11 protein-coding genes are annotated in these 11,869 nt (G+C 64.2%); 8 read left to right on the top strand and 3 right to left on the bottom strand.

Features of this window, described 5'->3' with window-relative positions; translation table 11 throughout:
- Positions 1–139: 139 nt before the first annotated feature.
- Genes alaC through crcB form a run of 4 tightly spaced genes read left to right on the top strand, consistent with a single transcriptional unit; the run spans position 140 to position 4,456 of the window.
- The gene (alaC, locus tag RE432_RS16780; protein WP_310934667.1) at positions 140–1,327 is read left to right on the top strand and encodes an alanine transaminase; all 1,188 of its coding nucleotides are present in this window, start codon (positions 140–142) and stop codon (positions 1,325–1,327) included.
- Entirely contained in the window at positions 1,324–2,628 is a 1,305-nt protein-coding gene (locus RE432_RS16775; RefSeq protein WP_310934665.1) for a homoserine dehydrogenase, read from the top strand. Before alaC ends, RE432_RS16775 begins: the two co-directional genes overlap by 4 nt.
- On the top strand, positions 2,625–4,034 hold the full coding sequence (gene thrC, locus RE432_RS16770; protein ID WP_310934664.1) for a threonine synthase: 1,410 nt from the start codon (positions 2,625–2,627) through the stop codon (positions 4,032–4,034). The genes RE432_RS16775 and thrC overlap by 4 nt, the downstream gene beginning before the upstream one ends.
- Positions 4,035–4,063: 29 nt before the next feature.
- Positions 4,064–4,456, top strand: coding sequence for a fluoride efflux transporter CrcB (gene crcB / locus RE432_RS16765; protein WP_310934663.1), 393 nt, complete (start codon positions 4,064–4,066; stop codon positions 4,454–4,456).
- A 48-nt stretch (positions 4,457–4,504) separates the two neighbouring features.
- Here the strand turns inward: crcB and hpnE are convergent, their stop codons facing one another.
- The 3 genes from hpnE to hpnC are packed head-to-tail and all read right to left on the bottom strand — an operon-like array spanning position 4,505 to position 7,654.
- Positions 4,505–5,875: a hydroxysqualene dehydroxylase HpnE gene (gene hpnE / locus RE432_RS16760; RefSeq protein WP_310934662.1), complete on the bottom strand. Its 1,371-nt coding sequence runs from the start codon at positions 5,873–5,875 to the stop codon at positions 4,505–4,507.
- Complete coding sequence (gene hpnD, locus RE432_RS16755) at positions 5,872–6,735, bottom strand: presqualene diphosphate synthase HpnD (protein WP_310934661.1); 864 nt, start codon at positions 6,733–6,735, stop codon at positions 5,872–5,874. Before hpnD ends, hpnE begins: the two co-directional genes overlap by 4 nt.
- Before the next feature lie 55 nt (positions 6,736–6,790).
- Positions 6,791–7,654 (bottom strand): squalene synthase HpnC, encoded by an 864-nt coding sequence (hpnC, locus tag RE432_RS16750; RefSeq protein WP_310934659.1) that lies wholly within the window; start codon positions 7,652–7,654, stop codon positions 6,791–6,793.
- An 88-nt stretch (positions 7,655–7,742) separates the two neighbouring features.
- Between hpnC and alr the strand changes: the two genes are divergently transcribed.
- From alr to RE432_RS16730, 4 genes are all read left to right on the top strand, one after another.
- Positions 7,743–8,873, top strand: coding sequence for an alanine racemase (gene alr / locus RE432_RS16745; protein WP_310934658.1), 1,131 nt, complete (start codon positions 7,743–7,745; stop codon positions 8,871–8,873).
- 104 nt (positions 8,874–8,977) lie between these two features.
- Positions 8,978–9,694: an SDR family oxidoreductase gene (locus RE432_RS16740; protein ID WP_310934657.1), complete on the top strand. Its 717-nt coding sequence runs from the start codon at positions 8,978–8,980 to the stop codon at positions 9,692–9,694.
- Positions 9,695–9,720: 26 nt separating this feature from the next.
- On the top strand, positions 9,721–11,082 hold the full coding sequence (gene radA, locus RE432_RS16735) for a DNA repair protein RadA (protein WP_310934656.1): 1,362 nt from the start codon (positions 9,721–9,723) through the stop codon (positions 11,080–11,082).
- 3 nt (positions 11,083–11,085) lie between these two features.
- Complete coding sequence (locus tag RE432_RS16730; protein WP_409079884.1) at positions 11,086–11,868, top strand: sulfite exporter TauE/SafE family protein; 783 nt, start codon at positions 11,086–11,088, stop codon at positions 11,866–11,868.
- Position 11,869: the final 1 nt, after the last annotated feature.

Genomic DNA, 11,869 nt, shown 5'->3' with positions numbered 1-11,869 from the left:
GCCATCCAGACAAGGCGATTTCCTGTTTTTTTCGGATGGATTACACTTGTCAGCTGTTGTCCGGCACAGGCCGGATGATTTTTTTGTTGCATTGCACCCATCGATATCGACCCCCTACATTGCCCCTCCCTGGATCATCATGACGAATTTCCCTCGCATAGAACGTTTACCGCCTTACGTTTTCAACATCACCGGGGAACTGAAAATGGCGGCGCGCCGGCGAGGCGAAGACATCATCGACATGTCCATGGGCAATCCCGACGGACCCACGCCCAAGCATATTGTCGATAAGCTGGTCGAGGCGGCCAGCCGGCCCGATACACACGGATACTCGGTCTCCAAAGGGATACCGCGCCTGCGCAAGGCGATTTCGGGCTGGTACGAACGCCGCTACGGCGTGCAGATCGACCCCGACTCCGAAGCCATCGTCACCATCGGCTCGAAAGAAGGGCTGGCCCACCTGATGCTGGCCACGCTCGATCGCGGCGACACTGTGCTGGTGCCCAATCCCAGCTATCCCATACACATATACGGCGCGGTCATCGCCGGCGCCAATATCCGCTCGGTGCCCATGACGCCCGGGCTCGATTTCTTCGAGGAAATCGAACGGGCCGTGCGCGAAAGCATACCCAAGCCCAAGATGATGATTCTGGGCTTTCCCAGCAATCCCACCGCGCAGTGCGTGGACTTGTCTTTCTTCGAGCGCATCATTGCGCTGGCCAAAGAGCACAACATCCTGGTGGTGCACGATCTGGCCTATGCCGACATCACCTTCGATGGCTATGTGGCGCCGTCCATCATGCAGGTCGAAGGCGCGCGCGATGTGGCGGTCGAGTTCTTCACCATGAGCAAAAGCTACAATATGGCGGGCTGGCGCGTCGGCTTCATGGTGGGCAATCAGGAACTGGTCAACGCCCTGGCGCGCATCAAGAGCTACCACGACTACGGGACCTTCACGCCCATACAGGTGGCTTCCATCGCGGCGCTCGAGGGGCCGCAGGAATGCGTGGCCCAGGTGGTCGAACAATACCGCAACCGCCGCGACGTTCTGGCCAAGGGCCTGCACGAGGCGGGCTGGATGGTCGATATTCCCAAGGCCTCGATGTACATCTGGGCCAAGATTCCCGAGTTCTACGAAAGCCTGGGCTCGCTGGAATTTTCCAAGCGCGTGCTGGCCGACGCCAAAGTGGCGGTGTCGCCCGGCGTGGGGTTTGGCGAATATGGCGATGGCTACGTGCGTTTCGCACTGATTGAAAACGAGCAGCGCACCCGCCAGGCGGTGCGCGGCATTAAAGAGATGTTCCGTAAGGACGGATTAGGTAAATGAGTCCTATAAAAGTAGGTTTGCTGGGATTGGGTGTGGTCGGGGGCGGCACCTGGAAAGTATTGACACGCAACGCCGAGGAAATCGCCCGCCGCGCGGGCCGGCGCATTGACGTGGCGGCGGTTGCCGTGCGCGACACCGCCAAGGCGCGGCGCCTGGTCGGCGATGATGTGCTGGTGACGCAAGACGGCATGGACGTCGTCCGCCATCCCGATATCGACATCGTGGTCGAGCTGATCGGCGGCGATACGCTGGCGCGCGAGTGGATCATGGAAGCCATTGCGCAGGGCAAGCACGTGGTTACCGCCAACAAGGCCTTGCTGGCTAAGCACGGCAACGAGATTTTCGCCGCGGCGCATGCCAAGGGGGTCATGGTGGCCTTCGAGGCCGCGGTGGCGGGCGGGATTCCCATCATCAAGGCCATACGCGAAGGCTTGACCGCCAACCGGATACAGTGGCTTGCCGGCATCATCAACGGCACGACGAATTTCATTCTGTCCGAGATGCGTTCGCAGGGCCTGCCCTTTGATCAGGTGCTGGCCGAAGCGCAGCGGCTGGGCTATGCCGAGACCGATCCCACTTTTGATATCGAAGGCGTCGATGCCGCCCACAAGCTGACCCTGCTGGCTTCGCTGGCATTCGGCATCCCGGTGCAGTTCGACAAAGCCCATATCGAAGGCATCTCCTCGCTGGCGGCCGAAGACATCGCGCACGCTGAACGGCTGGGATACCGGATCAAGCTGCTGGGCATGACGCGCCGCCGTGAAGACGGCATCGAGCTGCGCGTCCACCCCACGCTGGTGCCGGTGAGCTGCCTGCTGGCCAATGTGGAAGGCGCCATGAACGCCGTCCTGGTCAGCGGCGATATGGTGGGCCCGACCATGTACTACGGGCAGGGCGCGGGCGAACTGCCCACGGCCTCGGCCGTCGTCGCCGACCTGGTCGACGTGACGCGGCTGGAGGCCGCGGACCCCGGCCATCGCGTGCCGCACCTGGCCTTTCAGCCCGATGCCATGGACGATACGCCGGTGCTGCCCGTTGCCGAGGTGGTTTCTTCCTACTATTTGCGCCTGCGCGTGCAGGATCGCCCCGGCGTGCTGGCCGATATCGCCGGCATTCTTGCCGAAATGGGTATTTCCATCGGTTCCATGTTCCAGGAGCCGCATGGCGATGCCGAAGCCGATATCATCTTCCTGTCGCACCAGGCGCGCGAGGGCGCCATCGATACGGCGCTGGCGCGTATTCGCGCGCTGCCGTTCGTGCATTCCGACGTGACCCGCCTGCGTGTGGAGAACCTGCTATGAAATACTTGTCTACCCGCGGGGGCATGGCGCCGCAGCCCTTTTCCGATATTCTGCTTGAAGGGCTGGCGCCCGATGGCGGATTGGCGCTGCCCGAAAGCCTGCCTGCGATCAGCGCCGATACGCTCGAGTCCTGGCGCAAGCTGGGCTACGCCGACCTGGCCGCGGAAATCCTGACTCTGTTCATCGACGACATTCCCAAGGCCGACCTGGCACGCCTGACGCATGCCGCTTATAACGCCAAGGTGTTCGGCAGCGAGCAAATCGTTCCGCTCAAGCCCCTGGGCAAGGGATTGACGCTATTGGGGCTGTCGGAAGGGCCGACGCTGGCGTTCAAGGACATGGCCATGCAGTTTCTGGGCCAGGTTTTCGAGTATGTGCTGGGCAAGCGCAATGCCAGCCTGAACATTCTGGGCGCGACCTCGGGCGACACCGGCTCGGCAGCCGAGTACGCGTTGCGGGGCAAGCGCGGCGTATCCGTCTTCATGCTCTCGCCCCACGGACGCATGAGCGACTTCCAGCGAGCGCAGATGTATTCGCTGCAGGACGACAACATCCACAATATTGCCCTCAGGGGCGTGTTCGATGAGTGCCAGGATATCGTCAAGGCGCTGGCCGGCGACCTGGACTTCAAAGCGGGCCATCGCCTGGGCGCCGTCAATTCCATCAACTGGGCGCGTATTGCCGCCCAGGTCGTCTACTATTTCTGGGGCTGGCTGCGCGCAAGCAGCGGGCCGGGCCAGCAGGTGTCGTTCGCGGTGCCTTCCGGCAACTTCGGCAATATCCTGGCCGGACACATTGCCCGGCAAATGGGCCTGCCGGTCCGCCGCCTGGTGCTGGCCACCAACGAGAACAACGTGCTGGAAGAATTCTTCCGTACCGGCATCTACCGTCCGCGTCCGGCATCCGAGACCCATGCCACCACCAGCCCGTCGATGGACATTTCGCGCGCTTCCAATTTCGAACGCTTTGTGTTCGACCTGCAGGGCAGGGATGCAAGCAAAGTGCGCGCATGCTGGGACGAACTGGCCCGCACGGGCCAGTTCGATCTAAGCGCCATGCTGCCTCAGTTCGAGTCGCGTTATGGTTTTGTCGCCGGCGTCAGCACGCATGCCGACCGGCTGGAAACGATACGAAACACCCTGCGGGAAACCGGCGTGCTCATCGATCCGCATACGGCCGACGGGGTGAAGGTGGCGGCGCAGTATGTAGAGCCCGGCATCCCCATGCTGGTGCTGGAAACCGCATTGCCGGCCAAGTTCAGCGAAACGATTGAAGCCGCCACCGGCAAGCCCGCACCCGTCCCCGCGCATCTGCAAGACCTGGCATCGTTGCCGCAGCGGGTCGTGGTGCTGGATTGCAAGACGGAGCTGGTCAGGGATTACATCAGCCAGCACGCGCCTGTCTGACGCGTGCATTGAACAGAGGACGCCCGCCAATGCTGACTTTCAATCATTTTCTGGCAGTGGGGGTGGGCGCCGCGCTCGGCGCGATCAGCCGCTGGCTGCTGGGAATCTGGCTGAACGGTCCGCATCTGGCCCTGCCCTGGGGCACGCTGGCAGCCAATCTGGCGGGCGGATACCTTATCGGCATCGTCCTGGGCGTGGTCTCGCTTTATCCCGAGGTGCCGCTGTGGCTGCGCCTGATGCTGGTGACGGGTTTCCTGGGCGGCCTGACGACGTTTTCCACTTTCTCGGGCGAAACCGTGAATATGCTGATGCGTGGCGCGTATGCGTCGGCGCTGGGGTATGCCGGCCTGAGCCTGCTTGGCAGCCTGGCCCTGACCGCGCTGGGGTTTGCCACCGTGCGCGGCGTGCACGCATGGGCCTAGGGGCCTAGGGCGGCCTCGCGTTCCCTTATTGCCGGGCGCTGCCGTCCGTCATGCAAGCGATTGAAGCAGCGAACGCGCTGCCGCGCGCCCGCTGCGCACAGCGCCCTCGAGCACACCGGGGTAGCCGGTGTCGGTCCAGTCGCCCGCGGCCCAGATGCGTGGCCAGGGCGTAGCGACCGGCGGGCGGGCCAGTCCCGGTGTCGCGGCGAAAGTTGCCCGCTTTTCCACAATAAGATCATGGCCGGTCACGCGGGGCATGGGGCCGAACCGCCGCGTTTGCGCCTGGACTTGCCGGATGACGGCGTCGGCAATCTGTGCCGGCGGATGCTGCTGCATGGCCGAGGCGGCGCTGATGACAATATGCAGCAGGCGCGGGGCGTCCGCTTGTTTTGCAGTGTGGCTGCTGGATACCGACCTGGAGGCGGCAAAGGCGCTGCGATCGAACAGCCATTGGCCGAACTGCAGCCTGGCGGGGTCGTCGCGCAGCAGCAGCATGGGCTGCGGCAGCCCCCAGGGCCGCTCAAGTTGCAAGGTCAGGGTGGCGATGGGAAGGTAAGTGAACGCCGAAAGCATGGCCAGGTAAGCGTCGCTGCCCGCCTGGGGACCGAGCTGTTCAAGCAGCTTGCGGGCCGACGGCGCGTTGCCCGCCACCACCGCGGCGTCGAACTGCGCACCGTCCACCGTGACACCGGCGGCGGAGCAGGCCAGTTGCCGCACGGGGCGTCCAAGATATACCCCGGCGCCGTCGGTATTGCCGCCGTTCAACTGGCGTGCCGCTTCATCGGGCCATAGTTGCGATAAATCCACCCGGGGTATCAGCACGTCCGTTGCCCTGCCGGCGCCGCCCAGGCTGTCGCGCAGCACGTGGGCGAATAGCTGGGCGCAAGCGCTGTCCACAGGCGTGTTCAGGGCCGCCAGGCACAAGGGCTGCCAGAAGCTGCGCAGGGCATGGGGCGACTGCCGGCCTTGTTCCAGCCATTGCGCCACGCTCAGCCCGGCTGCGGTCTTCCAGCCGCGGGCCCGCAGCGTGGCCGTCAACGTGACCAGGCGCAGGCGCTCCAGCGGGCCGAGCCCGCGCGCGGTGGCGATGCCGCCCAGCAGATGCAGCGGGGCAGGCAAGGGCAGGGCGCGCAGGAGGAAGGCGCCGTCAGCCGATTGCAGCGTCAGGCGTTCCCGATGAAAGCGTTCACAAGGATTCAGGCCAAGCTCGCCCATGAGGGCCAGTGTGTCGGTATAGGCGCCCAGCAAGATATGCTGCCCGTTGTCTATGATCTGGCCCAGGGGGCGCGACGAGACGCGGCGGGCCCGCCCGCCCAGGGTCCGGGCTGCTTCGAATACGGATACGGCATGCCCCTGCCTATGCAAGGACCAGGCAGCGGCCAGGCCGGCCCAGCCTCCGCCGATAATGGCGACCTTCATTGGCTCAGGCGTTTGACCAGGCTGCGTCCGCCGCCGACCCATACTTTCCAGGCCAGCCAGAATTTACGGATGGGCGTCAGCGAGATTCTTTGATCCAGCACCTGCCAGTTATCGCGTTCGATCTCGTGCAGCAAGGCGTGGTAGATGGCGGCCATCATCAGGCCGGGCCGTTGGGCGCGCCGGTCGGCTTCGGGCAGGGACTGCATGGCCTCGCGGTAGCACTGCCTGGCCCGGTCGGTCTGGAAACGCATCAAGGCCACAAAACGGTCGGAATGCTCGCGATTGATGATTTCCGCCGCGGTCACCTCGAACCGCTGCATGTCGTCCACGGGCAAGTAGATGCGGCCGCGGCGGGCATCGTCGCCGACATCGCGAATGATGTTGGTCAATTGAAATGCCAGGCCCAGCTTTTCGGCATACACCAGGGTTTCGGCCTGCGTGTAGCCGAAAATGCTGGCCGATAGTTCGCCCACGACGCCGGCGGCGTGCCAGCAGTATTTGCGCAAGCCGGGCCAGTCCGCGTAGCGGGTCTGGTCCAGATCCATTTCCATCCCCTCCACGATCGCGTACAGCCGGTCGGCGCTCAGGCCATAGGCATGCACATGCGGCGCCAGGGCCTGCATGACTGGATGCTCGGCCTTGCCGGCATACAGGGCCTCGATCTGGGTACGCCACCAGGCCAGCTTCATCCGGGCGACCGAGGGCTCGGTGCTTTCATCGACAATATCGTCGACTTCGCGGCAAAAGGCGTAAAGCGCGGTAATGGCCTTGCGGCGTTCCGGCGGCAGGAACAGGAAGGCGTAGTAAAAACTGGAGCCGCTTTTGGCAGCCTTGTTCTGGCAGTATTCGTCAGGACTCATGCGTAGGTGTCGTGCTCGGGTAGGGCATTGCTTGGGCCGGGGCGGGGCCGGCCCATCAGGCCAGCGCGCGCCACAAAAGCAGGAGCCAATCGCTTTTCTTGAGCGTTGGCCGATGAAAGAATATGTCGTAGTGTAATTGGTCGAGACGCTCCAGGATACGCAAGCCCCCGTATACGACCAGCCTTAATTCGAATCCTATGCGGCCCGGCAGGCGGCGCGTCAGCGGCAGCCCCGATTGCAGCAAGTCCCGGGCTTGCCCCACTTGTTCCGCCATCAGCGCCTGCCATGCGGCGGGCACATGCCTTGCCGCGGGCGCGGCGGCGAGCAAGCCCAGGCGCGTCTGCTCGGCGATGAAGTCTTCGCTGACCCCATGGCGTTCCCGTTTGTCCTGCGGCAGGTAGACACGGCCTTTTTCCCAGTCTATGGCCACGTCCTGCCAGAAATTGGTCAGTTGCAGGCCCGTGCAGATGGCGTCGGCCTGCGCCAGGTTATCGGGCAAGGCCTGTTCGTACAGATGCAGCATCAGCCGGCCCACGGGGTTGGCGGAACGGCGGCAGTACTCGAACAGCGCTTCGTCGCTGGCGTAGCGCGTGGTGGCCACATCCTGTTCAAAGGCCGAAATCAGGTCGAAAAAAGGCGCCATGGGCAGCGCATGCCGCTGTATGGTGTGCGCCAGCGGTTCGAATACGGCTTTCCTGGGGTCGCCATCGGCCAGGTCCAGCCTGCCGTCCTGTATCTGCCGCAGGGCGGCGCGATACCCCGCCAGCTGTTCCAGGCGTTCGCCGGCCTGCATCGTGCCTTCGTCGGCAATGTCGTCCGCGCTGCGGGCATAGCGGTAAATATTCTGTACCGGGATGCGCAGGCGCCGGGGCAGCAGCACCGATGCAACAGGGAAGTTTTCGTAATGATCCACAGCCATAGGCGGTGAGTATAAGGCACCCGCCGCCGGGGGCGCCCAGCGAAGCGCGGCCAAGTGGTTTAGACTTCGCTATCCATGGAGAGAAGTCATGCCCCGTCCGATTTCGGCGACGATTTCCTTATCGTCATTGCGTCATAATTTACGCGCTGTTGCAACGCAGCTGGAACAAGCCTGCACCCGTTCCCGGCCCGCCCGTCCGAATATCTGGGCGGTCATCAAGGCCAATGCCTATGGTCACGGGATAGACCAGGCGGTAAGCGCTTTCGCGCAGGCCGATGGCCTGGCCATGCTGGACTTGAACGAAGCGGTCCGATGCCGCGAGCTGGGCTGGACCAAGCCCATTTTGCTGCTCGAAGGCTTCTTCGAACCCGGCGATATTCCCGTCCTGGACGAATATCGCCTGGCCACGGCCTTGCACTGCCAGGAGCAGCTCGACATGCTGGCGGCGGCAAAACCCGCGCGGCCGCTGGATGCCTTTGTCAAACTGAATGTCGGGATGAATCGGCTTGGATTTTCCCAGGAGGCCTATCCGGACGCCTACCGGCAGGCGCTGGATGCCCGGGAGCGCGGCGTGCTCAATCTGGTCGGGAAAATGAGCCACTTTGCGCGGGCTGACGACGATGCTGTGGTCACAGGACAACAACTGGATGTCTTCAACCGTGTTGCGGCGGGCTTGCCCGGCCGCTTCAGCGTGTGCAACTCGGCGGCCACCTTGACGCCGGGCTTGTGGACGACCGTCCCCTGCGACGAAGCGCAGTGGGTCAGGCCCGGAATCTGCCTGTATGGGGCGTCGCCCTTTGCCGACCGGAGCGCGGCGCAACTGGGGCTGCTGCCGGCGATGACGCTGGCCGCCCGCCTGATCAGCGTGCGCGACATCCCCCAGGGGGCGGGCGTGGGCTATGGGCATACCTTTATGGCGCAGGGGCCGATGCGCATCGGCATCGTCGCCTGCGGCTATGCCGACGGCTACCCCCGCCATGCGGGCACGGGTACGCCCGTCACGGTCGACGGGGTGCGCACTCAGTTGATCGGCCGCGTGTCCATGGACATGATGGCTGTCGACCTGACGCCGGTTCCGCAGGCCAGGGTCAACAGCCCGGTGGTGTTGTGGGGGCATGGCGGCCCGTCGGTCGATGAAGTCGCCCAGGCCGCGGGCACGATAGGCTACGAGCTGCTGTGCGCCGTCGCGCCGCGCGTGCCCAGGGCCATTATTGATTAAGGTTGTTGTTGATTGACGGACGGGGCGCAGGACGGTTTAATCCGTAAGTTCGACCGCCATACGGCACGCCCAGAAGTGTGTCGATCCACCAAAAGGGACATCGCGTGAAAGATAAATGTGTGTTGGTAACGGGCGCAACAAAAGGCATAGGCTGGGCAATCAGCCAGCGCCTGGCCGACCAGGGCTGCCATGTCGTGGGCCTGGCCCGTCATACCCAGGACATCGATTTTCCGGGTTATCTGTATTCCTGTGATTTGAATAACGCGGGCGAAACCGAAGACATGCTGCGCGTCATCCGCGAAAAATATCCGGTCGACGCCGTGGTGAACAATGTCGGCGTCGTCCTGCCTGAGCCGCTGGGCGAAGTCGACCTGGCGTCGCTCTACCAAGTGTTCGACCTGAACGTGCGGGTCGCCGTGCAGGTCACGCAAACCTTTGTGCCGTCGATGAAGGCCCGCAAGGAAGGCCGCATCGTCAATATATGCAGCCGCGTGACGCATGGCGGCATCAATCGCACCAGCTATTCGGCCGCCAAGAGCGCCCTGATCGGGTGTACCCGGACCTGGGCGCTTGAACTCGCTCCCTATGGGATTACCGTCAACGCGGTATCGCCCGGCCCGATCGACACCGAGCTGTTCCGCGCCGGCCATCCCGAAGGCAGCGATACAGAAAAAAAAGCGCTGGCGTCCATCCCCATGGGGCGTTTCGGCTCTCCGGCCGATGTCGCCGCCGCGGTGACCTTCCTGCTGGGCGACGAGGCAGGCTACATGACCGGTCAGGTCCTGGGCGTGGATGGCGGGGGCAGCCTGGCGGGCCGGTAGTCGCGGTGGCCGGTTAAACTCGCACGATGGCCAAATCAAAAACCTTATTCATATGCAGCGAATGCGGTGGCAGTTGCCCCAAATGGGAGGGCAAGTGCCCGCATTGCGGCGCCTGGAACACGCTGCAGGAGTCGCGCGATACCGGGGTGCCGGCGCACCGCTACGCTCCGCTGGCCGGGGCCAGCCCGGTACGCAGCCTGGCCGAAATCGAAGCGCGGGAATTGCCGCGCCAACCGTCGGGCATCGCCGAGTTCGACCGCGTGCTGGGGGGCGGCCTGGTGTCGGGCGCCGTCGTGCTGATCGGCGGCGATCCGGGCATAGGCAAGTCGACGCTGCTCCTGCAGGCGCTGGTCTCGTTGTCGCGCGCCGTCAAGGTCCTGTACGTGACGGGCGAAGAATCGGCCGAGCAGGTGGCATTGCGCGCCCGCAGGCTGGAACTGGTGACCGGCGAGGTCGATCTGCTGGCGGAAATCCGCCTGGAATCGATCATGGCCGCCCTGACGGAACAGCGGCCCAGCGTGGCGGTGATCGACTCCATTCAAACCTTGTATTCCAGCGAGCTCAGCGCCGCGCCCGGGTCGGTGTCGCAGGTGCGCGAATGCGCGGCCCAACTGACCCGGCTGGCCAAGCAGACGGGCATAACGATTGTGCTGATCGGGCACGTCACCAAGGACGGTACCCTGGCGGGGCCGCGGGTGCTGGAGCACATTGTCGATACCGTGCTGTATTTCGAAGGGGACACGCATTCCTCTTTCCGCCTGGTGCGGGCTTTCAAGAACCGCTTCGGCGCGGTCAATGAGCTGGGCGTGTTCGCCATGACCGATCGCGGCTTGCGCGGCGTGGCCAATCCTTCGGCCCTGTTTCTTTCGCAGCACGAACAGAATGTGCCGGGGTCATGCGTGATGGCCACGCAAGAAGGAACGCGCCCGCTGCTGGTCGAAATCCAGGCGCTGGTCGACACGGCGCACGTACCCAACCCGCGCCGCCTGTCGGTGGGGCTGGAAGGCACCCGGCTGGCCATGCTGCTGGCCGTGCTGCATCGCCATGCGGGGGTAGTCACCTACGACCAGGACGTTTTCGTCAACGCGGTGGGCGGGGTGAAAATCACCGAGCCCGCGGCCGACCTGGCGGTGCTGCTGGCCATCATGTCGTCCTTGGGCAACAAGCCCTTGCCCAAGGGGCTGGTCGTGTTTGGCGAGGTCGGCCTGGCCGGTGAAATCCGGCCTGCGCCGCGCGGCCAGGAAAGGTTGCGCGAAGCGGCCAAGCTGGGGTTCAGCGTAGCGCTCATTCCCAAGGCCAACGCGCCCAAGCAGGCCATTGAAGGCCTGGAAATCTGGGCGGTGGATCGCGTGGACGCCGCCATCGCACGCTTGCGGGAAGCCGCATAGGGGATGATGTTGGAGTGGTATGTTATTGCGGCGGTCTGCCTGCTTTCCGGCGCGCTGATCGGGTTTACGGGCGGTGTGCTGGGCATAGGGGGCGGCTTGCTGGCCATTCCGCTGCTTGGCCTGGTCGCCGGCATGGGCCAGCAGGAAGCGCAGGGCACGGCGCTGATCATGGTGCTGCCCGCCGTGTTGATGACGGTGCGGAAATACAACCAGAACGCCAAGATAGACTTTCGCGCGGCGGGAGCCGGTGCTGCGGGTTCCATCGTCTTTACCTGGATAGGCGCCCAGATCGCCCTGGGCATCGACCCAGTGCTGCTGCGGCACATCTATGCGGTGTTTGTGCTGGGTATTGCCGTGTTCTATGTGTACCAGGGCCTGCGCGGCACGCGGCCGGGCGCGCCCGCCGCCCCCGGGCGGCAGGCCGAAACATTTCATAAAGGCTGGTTTGCCCTGATCGGCATGGTCGCCGGCCTGGCCGGAGGGGTCTTCGGCGTTGGCGGCTCGGTGCTGGTCGTGCCCATATTGACCACCGTGTTCCGCCTGACGCAGACGGGCGCGCAGGCGCTGGCCCTGACGATGATCATCCCGGGCACGTTTGTGGCGCTGTTCACCTATGCGGCGCACGGGCAGGCCAACTGGCTGATGGGCTTGCCCATGGCGCTGGGCAGCATTGTTCTGGTGCCTTACGGCGTCAAGCTGGCCTACGCACTGCCCGAACCGCGCCTGAAGCTGATGTTCGCCTGCATGCTTCTTGTTATTATGGTTCTCTTGCTCATGAAGGCCTGAT

It is taken from the genome of Pusillimonas sp. SM2304 (assembly GCF_031628915.1).
Classification (GTDB): domain Bacteria; phylum Pseudomonadota; class Gammaproteobacteria; order Burkholderiales; family Burkholderiaceae_B; genus Pusillimonas_C.
Note: the sequence above shows the minus strand (reverse complement) of the source record. Positions and strands in the feature narration are given on the sequence as shown.